General features: G+C 60.4%; 19 protein-coding genes and 1 riboswitch. Of the genes, 10 read left to right on the forward strand and 9 right to left on the reverse strand.

The features are described from left to right. Positions 1 to 363 precede the first annotated feature (363 nt). The gene (locus GKN89_RS01865) at positions 364 to 1,185 is read right to left on the reverse strand and encodes an alpha/beta fold hydrolase (protein ID WP_154746233.1); all 822 of its coding nucleotides are present in this window, start codon (positions 1,183 to 1,185) and stop codon (positions 364 to 366) included. Positions 1,186 to 1,313: 128 nt separating this feature from the next. Here GKN89_RS01865 and GKN89_RS01870 point away from each other — a divergent pair, with 128 nt between their 5' ends. Beyond that, on the forward strand, positions 1,314 to 1,481 hold the full coding sequence (locus GKN89_RS01870) for a hypothetical protein (protein WP_230328910.1): 168 nt from the start codon (positions 1,314 to 1,316) through the stop codon (positions 1,479 to 1,481). Positions 1,482 to 1,529: 48 nt separating this feature from the next. Here the strand turns inward: GKN89_RS01870 and GKN89_RS01875 are convergent, their stop codons facing one another. Continuing rightward, a complete protein-coding gene (locus GKN89_RS01875) occupies positions 1,530 to 3,959 on the reverse strand; it encodes a DUF3772 domain-containing protein (RefSeq protein WP_195933981.1) in 2,430 nt (809 codons plus the stop codon). Positions 3,960 to 4,409: 450 nt separating this feature from the next. Between GKN89_RS01875 and GKN89_RS01880 the strand changes: the two genes are divergently transcribed. From GKN89_RS01880 to GKN89_RS01890, 3 genes are all read left to right on the forward strand, one after another. Then, positions 4,410 to 6,140, forward strand: coding sequence for an ABC-F family ATP-binding cassette domain-containing protein (locus GKN89_RS01880; protein ID WP_154746235.1), 1,731 nt, complete (start codon positions 4,410 to 4,412; stop codon positions 6,138 to 6,140). A gap of 43 nt (positions 6,141 to 6,183) precedes the next feature. Next, positions 6,184 to 6,624 (forward strand): GNAT family N-acetyltransferase, encoded by a 441-nt coding sequence (locus GKN89_RS01885; RefSeq protein WP_154746236.1) that lies wholly within the window; start codon positions 6,184 to 6,186, stop codon positions 6,622 to 6,624. A 66-nt stretch (positions 6,625 to 6,690) separates the two neighbouring features. Further along, on the forward strand, positions 6,691 to 7,536 hold the full coding sequence (locus tag GKN89_RS01890) for an inositol monophosphatase family protein (protein ID WP_019455423.1): 846 nt from the start codon (positions 6,691 to 6,693) through the stop codon (positions 7,534 to 7,536). Here GKN89_RS01890 and GKN89_RS01895 read toward each other — a convergent pair. The 5 genes from GKN89_RS01895 to GKN89_RS01915 all read right to left on the reverse strand — a co-directional run bounded on the left by GKN89_RS01895 (position 7,479) and on the right by GKN89_RS01915 (position 12,425). Further along, positions 7,479 to 8,855 (reverse strand): cation diffusion facilitator family transporter, encoded by a 1,377-nt coding sequence (locus GKN89_RS01895; RefSeq protein WP_154746237.1) that lies wholly within the window; start codon positions 8,853 to 8,855, stop codon positions 7,479 to 7,481. The genes GKN89_RS01890 and GKN89_RS01895 overlap by 58 nt on opposite strands. Before the next feature lie 26 nt (positions 8,856 to 8,881). After that, positions 8,882 to 9,061: a hypothetical protein gene (locus tag GKN89_RS01900; protein WP_019455425.1), complete on the reverse strand. Its 180-nt coding sequence runs from the start codon at positions 9,059 to 9,061 to the stop codon at positions 8,882 to 8,884. A gap of 107 nt (positions 9,062 to 9,168) precedes the next feature. Further along, complete coding sequence (mgtS, locus tag GKN89_RS01905; RefSeq protein ID WP_004938109.1) at positions 9,169 to 9,261, reverse strand: protein MgtS; 93 nt, start codon at positions 9,259 to 9,261, stop codon at positions 9,169 to 9,171. A 131-nt stretch (positions 9,262 to 9,392) separates the two neighbouring features. Then, complete coding sequence (locus tag GKN89_RS01910; protein ID WP_019455426.1) at positions 9,393 to 10,415, reverse strand: magnesium transporter; 1,023 nt, start codon at positions 10,413 to 10,415, stop codon at positions 9,393 to 9,395. 75 nt (positions 10,416 to 10,490) lie between these two features. After that, positions 10,491 to 10,664, reverse strand: a riboswitch (M-box (ykoK) riboswitch). Between the two features lie 141 nt (positions 10,665 to 10,805). Continuing rightward, positions 10,806 to 12,425, reverse strand: coding sequence for an ABC transporter substrate-binding protein (locus GKN89_RS01915; protein ID WP_370520141.1), 1,620 nt, complete (start codon positions 12,423 to 12,425; stop codon positions 10,806 to 10,808). Between the two features lie 412 nt (positions 12,426 to 12,837). Between GKN89_RS01915 and GKN89_RS01920 the strand changes: the two genes are divergently transcribed. From GKN89_RS01920 to GKN89_RS01935, 4 genes are all read left to right on the forward strand, one after another. Beyond that, entirely contained in the window at positions 12,838 to 13,854 is a 1,017-nt protein-coding gene (locus GKN89_RS01920; protein WP_063919511.1) for an iron ABC transporter substrate-binding protein, read from the forward strand. A 33-nt stretch (positions 13,855 to 13,887) separates the two neighbouring features. Beyond that, the gene (locus GKN89_RS01925) at positions 13,888 to 15,471 is read left to right on the forward strand and encodes an iron ABC transporter permease (protein ID WP_154746239.1); all 1,584 of its coding nucleotides are present in this window, start codon (positions 13,888 to 13,890) and stop codon (positions 15,469 to 15,471) included. Further along, a complete protein-coding gene (locus GKN89_RS01930) occupies positions 15,468 to 16,505 on the forward strand; it encodes an ABC transporter ATP-binding protein (RefSeq protein ID WP_154746240.1) in 1,038 nt (345 codons plus the stop codon). Before GKN89_RS01925 ends, GKN89_RS01930 begins: the two co-directional genes overlap by 4 nt. Before the next feature lie 215 nt (positions 16,506 to 16,720). Continuing rightward, positions 16,721 to 17,266 carry a cysteine hydrolase family protein gene (locus GKN89_RS01935; protein WP_019455431.1) on the forward strand — a complete coding sequence of 182 codons (546 nt, stop codon included), beginning with the start codon at positions 16,721 to 16,723 and terminating at the stop codon, positions 17,264 to 17,266. A gap of 35 nt (positions 17,267 to 17,301) precedes the next feature. On the opposite strand, the gene GKN89_RS01940 is transcribed toward GKN89_RS01935, so the two are convergent. Beyond that, on the reverse strand, positions 17,302 to 18,798 hold the full coding sequence (locus GKN89_RS01940; RefSeq protein ID WP_019455432.1) for an alpha/beta hydrolase: 1,497 nt from the start codon (positions 18,796 to 18,798) through the stop codon (positions 17,302 to 17,304). 222 nt (positions 18,799 to 19,020) lie between these two features. On the opposite strand from GKN89_RS01940, the gene GKN89_RS01945 reads away from it, so the two are divergent. Together GKN89_RS01945 and fusA are read left to right on the forward strand one after the other, a co-directional pair. Next, positions 19,021 to 19,269 carry a DUF883 family protein gene (locus GKN89_RS01945; RefSeq protein ID WP_019455433.1) on the forward strand — a complete coding sequence of 83 codons (249 nt, stop codon included), beginning with the start codon at positions 19,021 to 19,023 and terminating at the stop codon, positions 19,267 to 19,269. 237 nt (positions 19,270 to 19,506) lie between these two features. Next, the gene (fusA, locus tag GKN89_RS01950) at positions 19,507 to 21,612 is read left to right on the forward strand and encodes an elongation factor G (protein WP_019455434.1); all 2,106 of its coding nucleotides are present in this window, start codon (positions 19,507 to 19,509) and stop codon (positions 21,610 to 21,612) included. Positions 21,613 to 21,639: 27 nt separating this feature from the next. Here the strand turns inward: fusA and GKN89_RS01955 are convergent, their stop codons facing one another. Beyond that, complete coding sequence (locus GKN89_RS01955) at positions 21,640 to 22,608, reverse strand: DMT family transporter (protein WP_019455435.1); 969 nt, start codon at positions 22,606 to 22,608, stop codon at positions 21,640 to 21,642. Positions 22,609 to 22,679: the final 71 nt, after the last annotated feature.

Consider the following 22,679-nt stretch of genomic DNA (forward strand, 5'->3'; position numbering starts at 1 on the left):
CTCTCCTTGAATTGTTCAGGTTTGCAACCATCAAAAATGGTTGAATTTCATACTATCCCTGTACGACCAGCAAAAAAAATTAAATGTCATTAAATTATGATGCTTGTCACATGGATTTTCACACCGCTATAGGAAATTAATCCAACGTTCATTTTCAGGAGTAAATAATCATCGACACCAAGAATAGTTCCCCCTAGCACTCATTGAATGCTTTAATATTCCACTAATTGATTCGTTGAATATTTTATTAATTTTTATCACATTTAACCACAGTTACAAACGCCGCAGAATCAATCGAAAAAATATCATTAAAATGGAAATCATCGATTGGCTAGAATGGTTTATTTCCTATGCGATCGCTCTTCACTTGCCACTATTACCGAAAACACAGGCACCAGCGAGAAAATCCAGCAGCGCGCGGTTGAACAGCGCCGGCCGCTGCAGGGGCGCGAAGTGGCTGACGCCCGGCAGCGTCACCAGGCGAGCGCCGGGGATGCTGTGGCTCAGGTAGACGGCATGTTCGGCGCGGATAAACTCATCGTGTTCGCTGTGCACCACCGTCACCGACACGCGAATAGCCGCCAGATCCTGCGCGGTATAGTTCGGCTGGCTGCTCATCATCAGACTTACGGCGGCGACGAAGGGAGCGAAATCTTCCGGCGTCGGTGACAAGGCGGCATAGTCTTGCGCATGGCGCGCAAAGCAACGTTCGACGATCGGGCTGGACGACGGCGGTTTAACCCCGCTGGCGTCCATATTGCAGCCGAAGAAAAAAACGCCGGCCACCCGCTCGGGTGCCCGGTGGGCAGCGATAAGCGCAACACAGGCACCGTCGCTCCATCCCACCAACGCGGCACGCGGGATGCGCAGCGCCGTCATCACCGCCAACAGGTCATCGGCCATCCGATCGTAACGATACGGTCGTGCGTCGCGCGTGCTGCGCCCGTGGCCGCGGCTGTCGATGACCAGCACGTTATAGCCGGCAGCCAACAGCGCCGGCAGTTGATAGCCCCAGTTGCCGCTGTGGCCCAGGCCGCCGTGCAACAGGATCACCGTCGGTTCGGTGCCATAGGCGGCATACCAGATACGCGCGCCGTCATGCTCGATATCCCCCTGTCGGGCACCGGGCGGCAATGCCGGCGCGCCTTGCGCGGCAAAACGCGTTAAATCGTCGTCGGTTGGCATTTTTCCCCCTCGTTCGTCGACGTGGTGCGGCGAAACGGCATCAGAGGAGTATAGATCGCACCGTAAAGCGGTGCCGTTCGCTTTCCCGACATATACTTAAATCAGGAATCGCAATGGAGGACGGTGAGATGAAAAAGATAACGCTGGTGTTCTTGATGCTGATGTTGAGCGGTTGTATCGGCGGCGGCGGTGGCCCGTCGAATGCGCCGCCGGCGTCGCCGAATGAACCCTACACCTGCAGTAACTCCGGCGCCAACAGCGACTGCTCGCAATCGGTTGAGCCGTCAATGTATTAACCGCGTTCGGCGGGCCGTCGCTGAACGGCCCGCCGCCTTAACGTTGAACTACGAAGAGTGCTCCTCTTCGTTCGCCTGATACCGCGTCGCCTGCTGCTTCATGAATACCACCTCCTGCGGGCTGGACAGGCTCACTTCCTGGGCGCGCAGCAGCTTGAGGATGTTGAACAGCAGTTCGCTCTTGGTGGCGCCGACCATGCGCGGGCTCGGCACGTAGCCGGTCACGCTCAGGATAATGCCGTCCGGCCCCAACTGACTGAAGCGCACATAAGGCGCCGGCGTCTCCAGAATGGTTTCATACTCGTTATAGGCGCTGAGCAAGATATTGCGCACCTGTTCCGGATCGATAGAGGTCGGGAACGTCAGCGCGATGGTCACCACCCCTTGCGCATTGCCCATGGTGGCGTTGCGCACGTTCTGCGAAATCAGCTGCGAGTTGGGCACGATCATGGTGGAGCGGTCGCTGAGCTGAATCTCGGTGGCGCGCACGTTGATGCGACGCACGTCGCCCTCCACGCCGCCGATGCCGATCATATCCCCCACCTTCACCGGGCGTTCGGTCAGCAGGATCAGGCCGGAAATAAAGTTCTTCACGATCTCCTGCAAGCCGAAACCGATACCGACCGACAGGGCGCTGACGATCCACGCCAGGTTGCTCCACTGAATGCCCAGTGCCGCCAGGGTGATCAGAATCACCAGCACATAGCCGATATTGCTGAACAGCGTCACCAGCGAGGCGCGAATGCCGACGTCCGAGATGGTCTTCGGCAGCAGTTCAGAACCCAACCAGCGCCGTACCGCGCGCAGAATGTAGATGCCGATCGACAGGCAGATCACTGCGTTGAGCAGGTTGCCGGGCACGATGTTGAAACGCTGCAACCCTTCGCCGGTCAGGATGGAGACGATTTTCTCCATCAGCGTACCCGGCGTGGTGCTGCCGAACGAACCGTTGAACAACGCGACGATCATCAACAGCAGCAGTGAACATTTGGCCAGCGCGGTGGTGATGATCGACATCTGCTCCAGGTGGCGATCCTTGAAGCTGAGCGTTTTCTTCAGCATCTTGCCGCTGACGGTCTGCGGCGAAAACAGCGCGGCGCAAAAGTCGGTGGCGAACAACACCATGAAGTAGAACGCCATCAGCACCAACACTACCCAAATCAGCTGGTAGGTCAGGAAGCGAGCGAAGGCGATGTAGCCGATCAGCAGTGAAAACAGGATCACCACCGAGCACACCAGGGTGACGATATGCACCAGCCCGCCGACCAGCGTGCGTTTTTCCAGGTGCGCGCCCTGCTGTTCCAGACGGCGGCGAATGCGCTGGCCGCGCAGCGGCGCCGCCAGCAGCACCATGCCGATCAGCCCCGCCACCAGACCGTTGCCGAAGATGGTGGTGGCCAATGAGGCGCTGACGACGTTGTTGATCAGCTCCACGGTGCCGAAAGCCAGCGCCAGGCCGGCCAGCAGCGGCGAGAAGTAGCGCAGCCCGGCGGCCACCTCGTTATCCATGGAAGCCAGACGCCACGACGGACGATTCAGCGACAGCGCCGCGCGCCCCAGCCCGGCGATCATCGCGCAGAAGATCCCCAGACGGTTGAAGCCTTCGGCGAAATCTTCAAGCATCACCGGCAGCGGCTGCACGCGAACGAAGACGTAATACAGCAGGTTCAACGCGATCGAGGTGGTGAACACCGTCACCGCCACGGTGACGATAGCCATGAAGCTGCGGCGCAGGCGGCCGTCAGGCAAGAAGCGAATGCTGACCCAGGCAAGGAAACGCTCGGAGAAATAACGCCCCCAGGACCAGACGATCACCGCCAGCGCCAGCAGCGCCAGCGTGCCGTAACGCCACTCCTCCTGCCAGCTGGCGTCCCAGGCCGCTTTCATCTCGGTGTTGAACTGATCCAGCCGCTGCACGTCATCCGCTGACGGCTGCACCACCGGCGCCCAGAACTTGATGCCCAGAATACTGCCGGTATTCAGCGCCAGTTGGGTTTTAAACGCTACCCGGCGCAGATCGCTGATCTGTTGCCCCAGGTCGAATGCGCTGGTCTTGATGGCCTGCGCGCGCTTTACCGCATCGTCGAGCTGTTTCTTGCTGTTGTTCAGCGCATTGCGCTGCTGGGCGACCGCCGGGGTTTCCGGCAGCGCGCCGGCGACCGGTGCCGGCCCCAGAACGTCCAGCTGCGCCTGCAGCTTTTCCTGCAGCGGCTGCAGATCGGTAGACAGTTTGTCCATGCCGGCGACCAGATCGTCGGTCGCCAACCGCAGCTTGCTGAGCTGGGTGTCGGTAGTGGCTTTGGAAACCAGCTGCTTCATGCTGTCGAGCTGCTTTTGCGCGGCTTTCAGCTGCGTGGCGGGATCGGGCGCGCTTTCGGCGGCGGGATCATCCTGGGTGGCGGCGACGGCGCCGAGCGGCGTGAGCTGCAAACCCAGCAGCAATAACAACAACAGCAGGAACGGGCGAGGCTTTAACATAAATTCAGTGCTCAGCATCATTATCTGATAGACAGACCAACAGGCGGCGGATGAACCGTCGCTTAACCATAAACGCTAATTATAATAGCTGCTTCATGTCGGCCGAAATACAGTAATTATTCCCATTGTGTGCCATGCGCCCCGGAGGTCATTAGCCTGCTGATTATTCGGGCGCTTTTACACTGGCGGCGCGGCGCAAAGCGCTCTATACTCCAGCCACCGATTAACCTGCAACCAATAAAAGGAGACTTACTATGCTGACGTGTGAATTGGTTTTTCACTCACACTTCTTTGGTAATCGTCGCCGCTCAAGCATTACCGGTATCGTGCTGCGATAACCCAGCTTGAGCGAAGCTTACTAAAATCCAGGATCTTCCCTCCGGCTTACCGGGTTGTCGTCAGCGATGTTTGACGATAGGCATTGTCATGCCTGTAACTCTTGAGTAAGCAATGAGCACATTACTGTCTGCACAATCTGTCGGTTACGACAACGCGTTCGGCGCCCTGCTGAGCGAGATTTCCTTCAGCCTGAAAAAAGGCGATCGCATCGGTTTGATCGGCGATAACGGCTGCGGCAAAAGTACCCTGCTGCAAATCCTCAGCGGTGCCCTGCCCGCACACAGCGGAACGGTGACATTGTCACACCAATGCTTGATGGCGCGCATCGAGCAGCACCTGCCGCCTGAGCTGCACGCCAGCACCCTGCTGGACGCGGTTCTGGCCCGGTTGCCTGCGAGCCAGCACCTCAGCGAACGCTGGCGCTGCGAAGCGCTGCTGGCCGAGATGGGGTTTGAACCAACGAGCTGGACGTTGAACGCCGGCACCCTCAGCGGCGGCCAGCATACCCGGCTGCTGTTGGCCCGCGCGCTGATCCGCCAGCCCGATTTGCTGCTGCTCGACGAACCCAGCAACCACCTGGATCTGCCCACGTTACTGTGGCTGGAACAGTTCTTGCGTAACTGGAACGGCAGTTTCGTGCTGGTGTCGCACGACCGCTATCTGCTCGACCAGGTGACCAACTGCACCTGGATCCTGCGCGACAAAACGCTGCAGTTCTTCCGCTTACCCTGCTCCGCTGCGCGCGCTGCGTTGGCGGAACAGGATGCCGCGGACGAGCACCGTCGCCAGGCCGAGCAAAAGGAGATCGAACGGGTAGAGAAAAGCGCCAAACGGCTGGCGGTCTGGGGCAAGGTCTACGACAACGAAGATCTGGCGCGCAAGGCCAAGCAAATGGAGAAGCGCGTCGATCGGTTGAAGGAAGAACAGACTACCCTGACCGCCGGCAGCCCGTGGCGGCTGCGCCTGTGGGGAGAGGCGCTGGACGCCGATCGCCTGCTGGCGCTGCCTCACTGGGCGGTGCGTCCGGCGCCGGATGCGCCGGTGCTGTTCAGCCTGGAACACCAGCGGGTGAAAAGCGGCGATCGCATCGCCATCGTCGGGCGCAACGGCTGCGGCAAATCGTCGCTGCTGCGTCTGCTGTGGCGCGAGTATCAGCAACAAACGCTGCGCCCGGCGCTGTTCCACCCGCGGGTGCGCATCGGTTATTACGATCAAAGCCTGCAGCAGTTGCGCGATGAGGACACGTTGAGCGACGCGCTGGCGCAGTTTGCGCCGTTGACCGAGGAACAGCGAAAAATGGCGCTGATCGGCGCCGGTTTCCCTTACCTGCGCCACTCTCAGCAGATCCGTTCACTGAGCGGCGGCGAGCGTTCGCGGTTGCTGTTCGTCGGCCTGACGTTGGCCAACCATTCGCTGCTGTTGCTGGATGAGCCCACCAACCATCTGGATATGGCGGGCAAAGAGGAGCTGGCGGAAACGCTGCGCCAGTTCCCCGGCGCCGTCATGCTGGTCACCCACGACCGGATGCTGATTGAACAGAGCTGCAACCGTTTTTGGCTGATCGACCAGCAAAAACTGACGGAGTGGCACGATCTGGCGCCGGTGTACCAGCGCCTGGCGGGCGAAACGCCGGCGCTGCCGACGGCGGACGAGGCCAACGCAAACGCGCCGGCGCCAGACGCGCGACTGGAAGGCGAAGAAGCGCTGTTGACCGCCCTGTTTGCCCTCGAAAGCAAGCTGGAGGCTGACCTGGCGCGTAAACCGAAGCACCAGAAACCGGAGCTTCAGGCGCGCTGGCGCCGCGAGATTGCCGACCTCACCGCCCGGCTGCAGCTGGGCTGACCCTGACAGGCCGCCTCGGCGGCCTGTTTTTAAGGAGAGCAACATGTCATTTGCACTTGAAGCGGCCTCGTGCGCGCAGCAGCCGCTGTTGGCGGCCATGCTGCTTGACTGCCTGCGCGAGCTGGGCGCCGACGAGGCTTACCCCTATCTGCCGCTCTACTGGCGTGAAGCCGGCCGCTACCCTTATTTGATCTTGAGCGATCGGCAAACGGCCGGTTTTGCGCTGGTCAGGCGCCTGGATAGCGCCAGCGTCGAAATGGCCGAGTTTTACATCCGGCCCGCCTGGCGGCGCGCCGGAATTGGGCAACAGGCCGCTCGCGCCTTGTTTGCGCAGCATCCGGGTGGCTGGTCGCTGTCGGTCGGCCAAGATAACCCCCGCGGGCTGGCGTTTTGGCGAGCGGTGATACCAACCGGGGCCACAACGGCGCCGCTTTCCTCTGCCGACGCCATGACACAGCTGGGTTTTTATTACCCGCCGGGCTGAGCGACACATTAACTTCATCCTTTTATGACAGGGTAAGTCGATTCGTTCTTTGCTATCGAGCCTGCCATGACTGCACTTTCCCCACAGGATATCGAAGCGCGCTATCGCTTCGCGCGTGAAATCGCCCGCGCTGCCGCCGATCTCGCCTTCAGCTTTTATCAGCGCCGACAAAGCCTGGCAATTGACTTTAAACAGGGTCTGCAGGATGTGGTCAGCGAAGCCGACCGCCGCGTCGAGGCGCTGATTCGCCGCATGATCAACCGCCGGTTTCCCCTCGATGGGTTTCTCGGTGAAGAGAGCGGCGGCAGCGGTGATAACGCCGCCTGTATTTGGGTGGTCGATCCGATTGACGGCACTGCCTGCTTCCTGAACGGGTTACATACCTGGTGCATCTCGATAGGCGTGGTAATCGACGGTGAGCCGACGATCGGTGTGATCTACGATCCCAACCACCGCGAAATGTTTCGCGCTTGTCTCGGCGGCGGCGCCTTCCTCAACGGAGAACCGATCGGCGTGCATGCCGGGCGCAGCGTCGCGGACGGCGTGTTGGGCGTTGGGATTTCAGCGCGCGCCTCGGCAGCGGAATTCAGCGGTTTTATCTGCCGTTTGCTGCAGGCGGGCGGCATGTTTGTGCGCAGCGGTTCCGGCGCGTTGATGACCGCACAGGTGGCCGCCGGCCGGCTGCTGGGCTATTACGAACCGCACATGAACGCCTGGGACAGCCTGCCTGGGCTGGTGCTGACGCGCGAAGCCGGCGGCGTGGCGAACAACTTCATGAACAACAACGGGCTGCGGCGCGGCAACCCGTTGCTGTTGGCCAATCCGGTGCTTTATCCGCAGCTGGCCGAGCTGATTCAAACGCCGGGTTTGATCGGTTCGACGTGCCCTATCGCGCGCGTGATGGCCGGATAAAGCGCGCGCAGCCGCCGTTCGATCAGATCGACCGCATCGTGCGCGGCGGCGATGGTCACCGCCGGCGATACCCGGCAGTGGAAGTTGACGATGATGCCGCCGTCGGTCTTGCGCGCGCGGATGTTATGAACGTCTTGCACCATCTCCCCCTGCTCCAGCGCCGACTGCAGGATCCGCCGGATATCGGCCAGCTCAGCCGCATCGACATCCTCACTGGTCAGCCAGTGCGGCGTCTGCGGTTCCAAATGGGTCTCTATCTCGGTGTCTTCGCCGATCGCCTGACGCAGGATCCCTTCTATCTCCGTGGCGATGTCATGCGCCTGCGCCACGCTGGCGTTGGCCGGCACCGCCAAATCCATGCCGATCGCCATGCGCGTCGGCAGCTGCTGCAACGCCACATTCTGCACCTGTGCGCCGTGGTTGGCGGCGATCGTCCGGATGCGCGTAGCCATATCTTCATCGCTACGGGTCTGGGGCACCGCGATGACGGTGAATTCCGCCTTGGCGTACTGCTCCTGCAACCGTTCGACAATCGCCTGCTTCAGCGCATTGATGCGCTCCAGCGGCAAGGTGCGGCACACCGCCACCGTGATCTCGACGAACAGCACCGCGCCGGCGTTGCGAATGCGTACGCTGTCGCAGGCCAACACTGCCGGGAAGCTGTCCAGCGTAGCGCGGATGTCCTCGGTAGTGCCGGCTGGCGCGGCGTCCATCAGTGAGTCGAAAGAACGCTTACCCAATTTAATCGCTGCGATGAAGATAAAACCGGCGACGATCAGCGCGGCGATGGCGTCTGCACGGCCAAACCCCAGCAGAACAAAGATCATCCCCAGCAGCACCACGCCGGAAGAGAGCATGTCGGAAAAGAAATGCAGCGCATCCGCTTCCAGCGCCGCACTGTCGGTGGCTTTGGCGACGCGGTTGAGCGCCCGCACCCGGAAGAAATCGACGCAGATGGAAATCAGCAGCACGGCGATCACCACCGGCGCAGCGACGATCTCTTGCGGCTGCCCAAGCAGACTGCTGCCCGCCTCATAGACGATCCAACCGGCGGCAGCCAACAACAGCAACACCTCGAACAGCGCCGCCAGGTTTTCCACCTTGCCGTGGCCGAAGTGGTGATCGTCATCGGCGGGTTTATCGCTGATGCGCACCGCCAGCCAGGTAATGCTGGTGGCGATAAAATCGGTAAAAGAGTGGATCCCTTCGGATATCAGGCCAATACTGCCGGTAAAAATACCGGCGACGAATTTGCCCGTAGCCAGCAACCCGCTGGCGATCATCGAGTTTCTGGCTACGGCCTGCTTTTCATTTTGCATTATGCTGCTCACATTCGGACGGTGATTTATTTTTTTACTTTAGAGGATAATTGCCAGACAAAGGCGATCAGCAGCATACTGCCAGAAAATGTCAGCATGAGGCTAGTGAGGAATTCGGATTTTCCGGTGGAATAAAAATAAATCTCATTAACGCCCACCGAAACCATTAAAATGGCGTAGAGTAATCCCAGAATAAGAATCGTCATTATTATCAACTCCTGTATCAGGCTGCGCGTTCAGCGCGCCGCTAAATCCTCCCCATAATAAATAGCGGTTACGGGGAGGATGCATCTAGGCGGATCTTTAGCGTTCATCAATCATCCCATTTGGTGCTCATATAGGCCGCCAACAGGCCCAGCGAGCTGATCATTGCCAGGAATCCCATAAAAATAGTCATGTTTCCCATTTTGTTGTCCTCAGGTTAAATGTTGTCGATAAAATCCCCTTGCGTTAAATATCGGGGTTGGTCGGTGTCCATGGTTGTTTAACGTCCTCCTCAGGTTTGTCACATTCCCGCCCTTTACGGGCGGGCGCGGTTTAAATACCCAAAACGTGCTGGGCGATTTTGAAATAAATAATCAGGCCGGTGCCGTCGATAAAGGTGGCGATAAACGGCGCCGATACCACCGCCGGATCGATGCCGAGGCGTTTCAGCAACATCGGAATGATCGACGAAACAATGGCGCTCCACACGGTGATCGCCACCAGAGACAGGCTGACAACCAGCGTCACCTCCATGCCGACGCCCATGATCCAGGCACGCACCCAGGCCGCCAGGCCGATGGTGACGGCGATCAGCAGCGAGGTCGTGACCTCTTTGCGGATCACCGCGCCCAGATTGCGCAGGCTGACCTCGCCCAGCGCCATGGCGCGCACCAGCGTCGAAGTGATCTGGGTGCCGCTGTTGCCGCCGGTGCCGATCAGCAGCGGGATGAAGAACGCCAGCGCAATCGCCGCTTCGAGCTGATCTTCAAACGCCTTCAGCACGTTGCCGGTGTAGGCCTCGGCAACAAACAGCATCAGCAACCACACCGAACGTTTGCGCCACAGCGCCCACGGGCTGGTCTCCAGGTAAGGCTTGTCCAGCGGCAGGCTCGCGCCCTGGCGCTGCGCATCCTCGGTATTCTCATCTTCGACCAGCCGGGCGATCTCACGCTCTCCCAGCACGCCGACCAGCGTGTTGTTGACCACCACCGGCACTACGTCCAGCCCCCCTTTGCCCAACAGGTGCGCAACGTCGTTGCGGTCATCGTCGGGCGAAACCTGGAAATAGCTGTGATCCATCATCACGCCGACCGCTTTATCCTGTTCTTCACACTGCAGCAGTTTTTTCACCGACAGCGTGCCGCGCAGATGATAATCGTCCGCGGTAATAAATACCCGGGTGGGAATTTCGTCCGTTTTAAGCTGTGAAAGTAAATATTCCCGGGCATGAGTGACCGTCATCGTCGCGGGAACAGTAATAAAATCGGCGTTCATATAACCGGCGACCGAAGTCTCGTCGAGAGTTTCAGTCGCGCTCAGCGCCGGAGAAGAATAGTGTTGATGTGACTTAATCATTTTGTCAGTCCCTATTTCTGTTTTGAACTTCAACAGCGAATCGCATAGGGGCGTAACCACAGAGGGAGTGCAGACTGCCTATCTCCGCGTCCAGGTTTTAGCACTATACAACGTATCCGAGTTGTTGCTCGGAAGTTACTTTGGGCTGAACCTTAATCCGATAAAGCCTGTCTTAACCTTGGGCATCTCTCGATGTCGTCAGATCAGTAACCTGTGTTTGTATAGGAGCCTCGCCAAACGAGATACTGCATATAAACTACCGGCGCAGTATAGGCGGTGTTTTATCCGGCGGGAAGAAAAGATCGCCCGTTGTTTATGGAGTATTTAGGATAATGTTATTAAACGGCCATTTATAAAAACGGCTGATATAAATCAGCCGTTTTTTATTTTTCAGTGTTCGAGAATGTAGACGTTTTTATCGTATAAAGCGCCCTGGCGGGTAAAGTCTATCCCCTTCACGTAAGGTTTGATGAGCGTGGCGTTAGCCTCATAGTACACCGGCACCACCGGCGTATCGGCGGCCAGCACCGCTTCGGCCTGCTGGAAGTTGTGCTGCACCTGCTGCGGCGTCTGCGCCGCCGTCGCCTGATGCAGAATGCGATCGTAGTGCGGATTGCGGTATTTGGGGCTGTTCTCGCTGCTGTCGGAGCGGAACACGTTCAGGAAGGTGGAAGGATCGTTATAATCCGCCAGCCAACGAGTAAAGGCCACGCTGTACTGCCCACGGTTGATATTGTCCAGCGTCACTTTACGCTCCTGGCTTTGCAAGGTGGCCTCCACGCCGAGGTTCTTTTTCCACATAGCGGCGGCGGCGATGACGATCTTCTTGATGGTGGCGTCATTGCTGTACAACACGGTAAAGCGCAGCGGATTCTCGGCGTTGAAACCGGCCTCCGTCAGCAATTGCTTCGCCTGGGCGTGCCGTTGCTCGGGCGTCCAGCCGGCGGCGCTGCCGGCCTGCAGGCTATAGCCGCCCGCCCCGGTAGGGGTAAAAGTCCAGGCCGGCTGTTGGCCGTATCCCAACACTTTACCGGCGATGATCTCTTTATCCAGCCCCAGGTTCAACGCCTGGCGCACTCGCACATCGTTAAACGGCGCCTGCTGATTATTGAAAGCGAAATAACTGGTGGAAAGCAGCGGATAAGTCACCAACTGCTGCTCGCCGAGCGTTTTTTTCAGCTGCTGATACAACTCCGGTGGCGTGGTATATCCCAACTCAACCTCACCGGCGCGAAAACGCGCCACTTCAGGGAAGCCCTGGATCGGCAAAAAGGTCACCTTGTTGAGTACGGTATTGGCGTTATCCCAATACTGCGGGTTACGTTCCACCACCACCTTTTCGTTCACTACCCACTGACTAAGGCGAAACGCCCCGTTACCGACAAAGTGCGCCGGCTGCGTCCAGTTTTTGCCGTACTGCTCCACCACCTTGCGGTTAACCGGCAAAACCGGGAAATGCACCAGTTGCTTGAGCAGATAGGAATTGGGCTCCGACAGCGTGACCTGCAGAGTGTACGCATCCAGCGCTTTGACGCCCAGCTCGCTCGGCGGTTTGCTGCCGGCGTTGATCGCTGCGGCATTCAGCACGTAGGCCGAAGCCAGATAGCTGCCGTACGGCGAGGCGGTTTTCGGATCGGTGAGGCGCCGCCAGCTGTAGACGAAATCGTCGGCGGTCACCGGATCGCCGTTCGACCATTTGGCCTGCGGCCGCAAATGGAAGGTCCAGACGTTGCCCTGGTGCTCCCAGTTCTGTGCCAGCGCCGGGATCGCTTCGCCGTCTTTCCCGACGCGCAGCAAACCTTCGAACAGATCGTTGAAGATATAGAACTCCACGTTGCTCTCGGCCAGGTTCGGATCCAGCGTCGCCGGTTCATACCCGTTGGCGCGCACCAGTTCCTGTACCGGCGCCAGTTTAGCGCCTGCCGGCACCTCGGCGGCCTGAGCGAACGTCGCGTTAAAAGCCAGGAAGATTAAACCAGCCAATTTATTGCTATTGAATGAATATTTCACGTCGATATCCCTGATGAGTGTTTTATCGCGCTCAATATGCAATGAGGTAGTGGAATAAATTAAATCATTAATCGCTATGAGTCATAACCAAAAGCGGTGTTGAATTTCTTTCATTATCAAAGGGGTATTAACCAGAGAGCGGCGATAAACCGGAGAAACAGCACGAGGACGGGCATTGTCGAACAGACATAGAGAGAATCGGCAGAAAAATAATGCGGGCAATCAATCCAGATTATTCCAGCCGAAACTTAACTTATCCTTAGGGCAATTCATTTTGTGAGCGATCGTCAAAAATAATTTAATACGAATCGTTTTCACTATCATTATTGATGTTCTTGGCTAAAATCGGGCTGCTTGCGCTTGCCAGGCGATATTCGTTTTCCTCATTCGAACGCTAAAAAAGGATAACTGCATGAAGCTGCGTATTTCATCTCTCGGCCCTGTCGCCCTGCTCGCCTCCTCGATGATGCTGGCCTTCGGCGCTCAGGCGGCCTCCGCCGACCAGGGCATCGTTATTTACAACGCCCAGCATGAAAATCTGGTGAAATCCTGGGTCGACGGTTTTACCAAAGACACCGGCATCAAGGTGACGCTGCGCAACGGCGGCGACAGCGAATTGGGCAATCAACTGGTGCAGGAAGGCAGCGCTTCGCCTGCCGACGTCTTCCTGACGGAAAACTCCCCGGCGATGGTGTTGGTGGACAACGCCAAGCTGTTCGCCCCGTTGGACGCCGCGACGCTGGCCCAGGTGGAACCGCAATATCGCCCAAGCCACGGCCGCTGGATCGGCATCGCCGCCCGCTCTACCGTATTTGTCTACAACCCGGCCAAGCTGACCGACGCACAGCTGCCTAAGTCGCTGCTGGATCTGGCCAAGCCGGAATGGAAAGGCCGCTGGGCCGCTTCGCCGTCGGGCGCCGATTTTCAGGCGATCGTCAGCGCGCTGCTGGCGCTGAAAGGCGAGAAAGCGACGCTGGAGTGGCTGAAAGCGATGAAAACCAACTTCACCGCCTATAAGGGCAACAGCACCGTGATGAAAGCGGTCAATGCCGGCCAGGTCGACAGCGGCGTGATCTATCACTACTACCCGTTCGTGGACGGCGCCAAAACCGGCGAAAACAGCAACAACATCAAGCTGTACTACTTCAAACACCAGGATCCGGGCGCGTTCGTCAGCATCTCCGGCGGCGGCGTGCTGGCTTCCAGCAAGCATCAGCAGCAGGCTCAGGCGTTTATCAAGTGGATCACCGGCAAACAGGGCCAGGAGATCCTGCGCACCAATAACGCCTTCGAATACGCCGTGGGCGTCGGCGCGGCCTCCAATCCGAAACTGGTGCCGCTGAAAGAGCTGGACGCGCCGAAGGTCGACGCCGCGCAGCTGAACAGCAAGAAAGTTGTCGAACTGATGACCGAAGCCGGCCTGCTGTAAGGCCCGCCGGCAAACCGAGAGTTGTTGATCGTTATGTCAAACCTGAGTACCCACGCCGCGCAGACCGCGCGGCGTTATTCTTCTGTCCCTCGTCACCAGCGGCCAGGGCCGATCGTGGTCGCCAGCGCCGTGTTGCTGTCGCTGCTAGCGCTGTTGCCGCTGGGATTCGTTATCGGCGTGGCGTTTGAAACCGGCTGGCAAACGGTCAAAGCTCTGGTTTTCCGCCCGCGCGTGGCGGAACTGCTGTTGAACACCCTGCTGTTGGTGGTGTTGACGCTGCCGATTTGCGCCGTGCTCGGCGTGGCACTGGCCTGGTTGACCGAGCGCACCTCGCTGCCGGGCCGCCGTCTGTGGGCGATATTGGCCACCGCGCCGCTGGCGGTGCCGGCCTTTGTGCAAAGCTATGCCTGGATCAGCCTGGTGCCGTCGATGCATGGCCTGGGTGCCGGGGTGTTCATCTCGGTGCTCGCCTATTTCCCGTTTATCTATCTGCCTGCCGCCGCGGTGCTGCGTCGCCTGGATCCCGGCATCGAAGACGTCGCCACTTCGCTCGGATCACGGCCGCTGGCGGTGTTTTTCCGCGTGGTGCTGCCTCAGCTGAAGCTGGCGGTCTGGGGCGGTTCCCTGCTGATCGCGCTGCACCTGCTGGCGGAGTATGGCCTGTATGCCATGATCCGTTTCGATACCTTCACCACCGCGATCTTCGATCAATTCCAGTCGACCTTCAACGGCCCAGCGGCCAACATGCTGGCCGGCGTATTGGTGCTGTGCTGTTTGGGCCTGCTGTTGCTTGAGGCGCTCAGCCGCGGCCGCGCACGCTATGCCCGCGTCGGTTCCGGCAGCGCCCGCAGCCAAACGCCGCGCCGCCTTTCGCCGCCACTCGCCGCGCTGGCGCTGCTGCTGCCTTTCTCACTGACTGCGCTGGCGCTGGGCGTGCCTTTCATCACCCTGGCCCGCTGGCTGTGGCTGGGCGGATTCGAGGTGTGGCGCAACGCCGATCTGTGGCCCGCACTGTGGCAAACGCTGTCGCTTTCCGCCGCCGGCGCGCTGCTGATTACGCTGTGCGCCATTCCGATGGCCTGGCTGTCGGTGCGCTATCCGGCCCGGCTGTACCGGGTGCTGGAAGGCTGCAACTACGTGACCAGTTCGCTGCCAGGCATCGTGGTGGCGCTGGCGCTGGTGACCATCACCATTCACAGCTTCCGGCCGATTTACCAAACCGAAATCACCCTGCTGCTGGCGTATCTGCTGATGTTTATGCCGCGGGCGCTGATCAATCTGCGCGCCGGCATCGCACAGGCGCCGGTGGAATTGGAAAATGTGGCGCGCAGCCTGGGCAAATCGCCGGCGCAGGCGCTGTGGAGTACCACGCTGCGGCTGGCGGCGCCGGGAGCCGCTGCGGGCGCGGCGCTGGTGTTCCTGGCGATCGCCAATGAACTGACCGCCACGCTGCTGCTGGCGCCGAACGGCACCCGCACGCTGGCCACCGGCTTTTGGGCGCTGACCAGCGAGATCGACTACGTCGCCGCCGCGCCTTATGCGCTGATTATGGTGGCGCTGTCATTGCCGCTCACCTGGCTTCTTTATTCTCAATCTAAACGCACGGCGGGACTATGAGCACGCTCGAACTGCACGGTATCGAAAAATCTTACAACGCCATCAGGGTACTGGAACACATCGATCTGCAGGTTGCCGCCGGCAGCCGCACGGCGATCGTCGGCCCATCCGGCTCCGGCAAAACCACCCTGCTGCGCATTATCGCCGGCTTTGAAATCCCGGACGGCGGCCAAATCCTGCTGCAGGGGCAAGCCATGGGCAACGGCGACGGCTGGGTGCCGGCGCATCTGCGCGGCATCGGCTTCGTCCCGCAGGATGGCGCGCTGTTCCCGCACTTTACCGTCGCCGGCAACATCGGTTTTGGCCTCAAGGGCAGCAAACGCGAGAAACAGCATCGCATCGAGGCGTTAATGGACATGGTGGCGCTGGATCGCCGTCTGGCGGCCCTGTGGCCGCATGAACTGTCCGGCGGGCAGCAGCAGCGAGTTGCGCTGGCGCGCGCCCTGTCGCAGCAACCTCGGTTGATGCTGCTGGACGAGCCGTTTTCAGCGCTGGATACCGGCCTGCGCGCCGCCACCCGCAAGGCGGTGGCCGAGCTGCTGACAGAAGCCGGCGTAGCGTCGATTCTGGTCACGCACGATCAGAGCGAAGCGCTGTCGTTCGCCGATCAGGTGGCGGTGATGCGCAACGGCCGGCTGGCGCAGGTGGGCGCGCCGCAGGATCTCTATCTGCGCCCGGTCGATGAACCGACCGCCAGCTTCCTCGGCGAAACGCTGGTGCTGACCGCCGAACTGGCGCACGGCTGGGCCGACTGCGCATTGGGCCGCATCGCCGTCGACGATCGCCAGCGCAGCGGCCCGGCGCGCATCATGCTGCGCCCGGAGCAGATTCAAATCGGTTTGTCCGATCCGGCGCAGCGCGGCCAGGCGGTGATCACCGGCATCGATTTTGCCGGCTTCGTCTCCACCCTCAACCTGCAAATGGCCGCCGGCGGCGCACAGCTCGAGATCAAAACCGTCAGCCGCGAAGGCCTGCAGCCCGGTTCTCAGGTCAATCTCAACGTGATGGGCCAGGCGCATATTTTTGCCGGTTGACACCGAGGGGGAAGCCTCTTGACGCTTCCCTCGCCGCCGCGCATTATCAACGCTATGAATCGCATTGCGCACGTCCTCACCACCACCGCAACCGCCACGCCATGGCGGGCTGCACGGGTGCGCATCAGCTAACGACGTATCCCTAAGCCCCGCCAGCCATGGACGGGGTTTTCGCTTCTCCGTGCATGCCGGCAATATCATGACGGAGAAGACAAATGCCAACTATCCCTGCACTACGCAGCGCTCTGCTGGTTATCGATATGCAAGTCGGTCTGTTCGCCTCGCCGAACGATCTGCCGTTTGCCGCCGAAAGCCTGCTGGAAAAGACCAATGCGTTGATACGCGCCGCGCGAGCGGCGAACGCGCCCGTGGTGTTTATTCGTCACACGGGGCCGGCGGGATCGCCCATCGCCGTAAACAGCCCGCTGTGGCAGGTTCACCCCGCTCTGCAAACCGATGTGCAGGCCGACTGGTTTATCGATAAAACCCGCCCCAGCAGCTTTCACCAGACTGGCCTGGCGGAACGGCTCAAGCAAGCCGGCATCGGTCGGTTGGTGATTTCGGGCATGAAAACGCAATACTGCGTAGACACCGCCTGCCGGCACGGCGCGGAGTTGGGATTTGACATGGTCCTGGCCGCCGACGCCCATAGCTGTTCGGACACGGCGACGCTTGGCGCCGCAGCTATTATCCGGCATCACAACCAGACCCTGTCGGGGCCGTTCGTGACGTTGGCGCTGGCGGAAGAGATACGGTTTTAAACGACACGCCAAGGCCGGGCTAACGCCCGGCCCGCTCAGCGGCAAATCTTGTCGCGGCGCGGCTTTTTCGGCGCCAGCAGATAATCCACCACGCTTTCATCGACGCAGCTGTCGACGCCGTTCAGCGCCAGCGTATGGCCGTCGCGCTCGCGGGTGATTAACGGGCTTTTGAAGGCCGCGGCCATCGCCTGGGCGTTGCGGTACGGGGTGGTCGGATCGTAACGCTGGGCGACAAACAGCAGCGGCGGCAGCGCGGCGGACGCCACCGGCGTGTGCGGCCGATCTTTGCCGCGATACGGCCACAGATCGCACATTTCCAGCGGATATTCGTGCAGCGGCAGATAGTGGGCATACAGGGCGGCGGTATTGATCTCTTGCCGCTGTCGGCGCAACAACTGCGGATCGGCCGTCGGGTTGGCGACGTCGGCGCAGGTAATGACGTTCAGGGCGTCATCGGCGTCCGGCGAGTAACTTTCGTCGATCAGATCGGAAACCTGCTGCCCGGCAATGCCGGCATCGAGCTGACGCAGCACGGTCGCCAGCTCATGCCAGCGTTCCGGCCACAACAGCAACGAACGCGTGACCGTCAGCACATCGTCGGCGGAGATTTCATAGCCCGCAGCGGTGACGAACGGTTGATCGTGCAGCTTGCGCAGCAGGGCGTGATAGCGCTGCAGCGCCTGATTCGCGCCGCCGCCAAGCTGGCAGCTGTCGGTTTTACCACAGTAGGCGGCGAAGCGCAGGAAGCTTTGCTGGAAGCCTCGCTCCTGGTTCATGCGCTGGGTGAAGTCGTCTTCCGCCAGGTCTACCACGCCGTCCAGCACCAGTGCGCGCGTTTTCTTCGGGAAACGTTCGGCATACAACGCCGCCACCTTGGTGCCATAAGAGTACGCCACCGCCGTCAGCCCCGGCTCGCCCAGCGCGTGGCGAATCACGTTCAGATCGTTGACCGCCTCGTCGGTGCCGATATGTTGCAGCACGTCCGCGCCGGTCTGTTTGATACAGGCGGCGATCAGGGTGCGCGTCTGATGCTCTGCGCCGGCCACGTCGTTGTCGTCCGGCGTCGGGGTTTCGTCGCCTTCGGCCACCTGACAAGATATTTTCGGCGTCGACTGACCGACGCCACGCGGATCGTAACCGATGATATCGTAGGATTTGCGCAGTCTGGCGATCTGGGCGTCGTTGCCCAAATCAGGATTGATGCCCGGTAGACCCGGCCCGCCGCTGATCACCACCAGGCTGCCCTTTTTCGGCCCGGTTGCCGGCAACAGAGTTAACGCCAGACGCACGGTCGCTTCCCCCGGCTGCGCCGCATGAGCGGGCGGCGTGGCGTACGCCAGCGGCGCCTCGAGGTAGCCACAGCGCAGCCCCGGCGTCGGCGGCTCATCGAACCAACGCTGAAAACCGCTGTTGAGACAAGATTGCCAACGGATGCCGTTTTCGGCCGCCGCGCCGTGAGCCGCAGGCTTGGCCTGGGCGGGCAACGTGGCGGTGGCCGCGGCGAGCAGCGCCAGAATACGCAGTACTGACATGGGGAGTCCTTTCAACTCAACGAATCGGTCAAAGGTTAACGATACCCGGTTAAACCGCTAGCCAATAGAACACAAAAAGCCGCGCGGGTGAAGCCGTCGCCGTATGGCCGGCAAGATATTCCCCTGCTCGGATTGCTCTTATAACGCACAGCATGCTGCAAAAAACGCCGTTCACCTGCTAGGCTTAAGGTTCGTTGTACTCACAAGGAACAGGAGAATAGCATGTTTGGAAAAGCGGAAGACAAAGCCAATCAAGCCGCAGGCGCGGTAGAAGAGGCGTTCGGCAAAGCCGTCGATTCACCGGAGCATCAGGTGCGCGGCGCGGCGCGCAAATACGCCTCCCAGGCCAGCTATGCCGCCCGAGACGCAGCGGATAGCGTAAGAACCCAGGTGGAAGCTAACCCGCTGGCCGGCGTGGCCGTGGCGGCAGCGGTCGGCATCGTTTTCGGCTTCTTGCTGGGGCGCAAATAAGCGGCGAATGCGCCGTTCGACAACAGGCCCGCTACGGGCCTTTTTTTCGCCCTTTCTTCACCTGTGCGCAAACTTTCATCTATCACAGCCATCGCTTAAAAAAACCAACGCCTTCAACTACGATTAGTTTGTGACCAGAGCAAGGCTCTGCGATCCGGCAGATAACCCTATGAGGATTATCACCATTATCCATGCTGTTTAAGCCGCTCTCCTTCACGCGGCTAAGAAAGGTTGATTATGGCTCGCACCACCCCTATCGAACGTTACCGCAATATCGGCATCTCCGCGCACATCGATGCCGGCAAGACCACCACCACCGAGCGGATTCTGTTTTACACCGGGGTCAGCCACAAGCTGGGTGAAGTGCATGACGGCGCGGCGACCATGGACTGGATGGCGCAGGAACAGGAACGCGGCATCACCATCACCTCGGCGGCCACGACCTGCTTCTGGAACGGCATGCAGCATAATTATCCGCAGCACCGCATCAATATCATCGACACCCCCGGGCACGTCGATTTCACCATTGAAGTGGAGCGCTCGATGCGCGTGCTGGACGGCGCCGTGATGGTTTACGACTCGGTGGGCGGCGTGCAGCCGCAGTCGGAAACCGTCTGGCGCCAGGCCAACAAATACAAAGTGCCGCGGCTGGCGTTCGTTAACAAGATGGACCGCATCGGCGCGGACTTTTTCCGCGTGCGCAAAATGATGATCGAGCGCCTGAAAGCCAACCCGGTGCCGATCGTTATCCCGATTGGCGCCGAAGATCACTTCAGCGGCGTGGTGGATTTGGTGCGGATGAAGGCCATTCTGTGGGACGAGGCCTCGCAGGGCATGAACTTCAGCTTCGAAGAGATCCCGGCCGACCTGCGCGACTCGGCGCAGGAATGGCGTGAAAACATGATTGAGGCCGCCGCCGAAGCTTCGGAAGAATTGATGGAGAAATACCTCAATCAGGTGCCGCTGAGTGAAGAGGAGATCGTTCACGGGCTGCGGGTGCGCACCGTCGCCGGTGAAATCCAGCCGATGCTGTGCGGCTCGGCGTTCCGCAACAAAGGGGTCCAGCGCATGCTGGACGCGGTGATCGAACTGATGCCCTCGCCGCTCGACGTGCCGCCGATGGAAGGCCACGGCGAACACGATGAAATCATCACCCGCAAAGCCGACGACAACGAGAAATTCTCGGCGCTGGCGTTCAAACTGATGACCGATCCGTTCGTCGGCCAGCTGACCTTCGTGCGCGTCTACTCTGGGGTGCTGGCCAAAGGCAGCAGCGTTTACAACCCGATCAAGGGCAAAAAGGAGCGTATCGGTCGCATCGTGCAGATGCACGCCAACGATCGTAAGGACATCGACGAACTGCACGCCGGCGACATCGCCGCCTGCGTCGGCCTGAAGGACGTCACCACCGGCGATACGCTGTGCGATCCCGGCGCCATCATCACGCTGGAGCGCATGACCTTCCCTGAACCGGTGATCGCCCAGGCGATCGAGCCGAAGACCAAGGGCGACCAGGAGAAAATGGGCATCGCGCTGCAACGCCTCTCTTCAGAGGATCCGTCGTTCCGTGTGCGCACCGATGAAGAGTCCGGCCAGACCATCATCTACGGCATGGGCGAGCTGCACCTGGAGATTATCGTCGATCGCATGCGCCGCGAATTCGGGGTGGAGACCACCACCGGCAAGCCGCAGGTGTCGTACCGCGAAACCATCCGCAAACGGGTGGCCGACGTGGAAGGCAAGTTCGTGCGCCAGTCCGGCGGCAAGGGGCAATACGGCCACGTGGTGCTGACCGTCGAGCCGAACGAACCCGGCAAGGGCTTCGAGTTCTTCGATGAGATCAAGGGCGGCGTCATTCCGGGCGAGTTTATCCCGGCGGTGAAAAAAGGCGTGCTCGAGGCGCTGAACAACGGCGTGCTGGCCGGTTACCAGGTAGTGGACGTCAAGGTGCACCTGACCTTCGGTTCTTACCATGACGTCGACTCGTCGGAACAGGCGTTTCGCATGGCGGCGATCTTCGGTTTCAAGGAAGCCTGCCGCCTGGCAGATCCGGTGATCCTGGAACCCATCATGTCGGTGGAGGTGGAAACGCCGGAGGATTACGCCGGCAACGTGATGGGCGACCTCTCCTCACGCCGTGGGCTGGTGCAGGGCATGGAAGAGATCCCGGGCGGCGGCGGCAAGGAGATCCGCGCCAAGGTGCCGCTTTCCGAGATGTTCGGTTACTCGACCACCCTGCGTTCGATGTCGCAGGGCCGTGCCACCTACACCATGGAATTCAGCCACTACGCCGAAGCGCCGCGCAACGTGGCCGAAGAGATCATTCACCACAGCAAGCGTTAATCCTCACGCCCGCCTTCATGGCGGGCGTCACCCCTGCTTTTCCTCCAGCGCCACCACCATCGGCTGCGGTTTGATGCGCATGGCGTACACCACGCCGGCGATCAGGCAGACAATGCCGGCCAGCGTCAGCAGCGGCGGCCAGGTCTGGCGCAGCAGAAAGGTATAGGCCAACCCCGCCAAAATTTCGAACACAATGAGCGGCCCCACCAACACCGTCGGCAGCCGCTGGCTGGCTTCGTTCCAGCACAGCGCCCCCAGCCAGGAGCAGAACACGCCGATGATCAGCATCAGCGGAATAAACACCTCGGGGCGCGGGCCGAACGGCAAGGCGAACGCCGGTTCGCTCAGCGCCAGCTGGCCGCAGACCGCCAGATAGCCCAGCAGCGCCAGCGGCAACGTCGCCAGCCCCTGCGCCGTGGCCCAGGTGGCCGGCCGCTGCGTCGGATTCTCCCGCAGCCAGCGTGAATTCCGCAGCGGGAACCAGGTCCAGCACGCTACTGCCAGCAACGCCAGCCCGAGGCCGCTGAGATAACGCCAGCCGTCGATCGTTTGCGCGTTGCTGCTCAACTCGGCGACGTTCACGCACGCCAACCCGCAGACGATCAGCAGCAGCGCCGGCGCCAGCTTGCCCCAGGCCAGCCGCCCGTCATGCCGGCCGTAAAACAGGTTGGCGCAGATGGCGATCACCACCGGCAAAGTGCCGATGATCATGGTCGAGACCGGTGCGCCGGTGCGCTGAATGGCGCTGGCCAAACACAGGTAGTACAGCAGATTGCCGATGGCCGTCAGCTTGAGCGCCTCCAGCCAATCCTGGCGCCGCAGCTTGCGCAGGCGACGGCGATCGAACCAGGCCAGCGGCAAGGTGATCAGCCCAAAGGCCAGATAGCGCCCGGTAGACTGCAACGCGGCGGGATAATCCGGCACCAGCAGCGGGCCGACGAAAATCAGGCCCCACATCAGCCCGGCGGCCAGGGCAAATACAACGCCAATGAACATAATGACTCCGACAAACGGCCGGTGCGGCCAACCCGCCCGACAAGACAGCGGCAGAGTAGCGAGAACGCGGG

Origin of the sequence: Serratia sp. YC16 (assembly GCF_009707615.1) — a bacterium.
GTDB classification, from domain to species: Bacteria; Pseudomonadota; Gammaproteobacteria; order Enterobacterales; family Enterobacteriaceae; genus Serratia; species Serratia surfactantfaciens.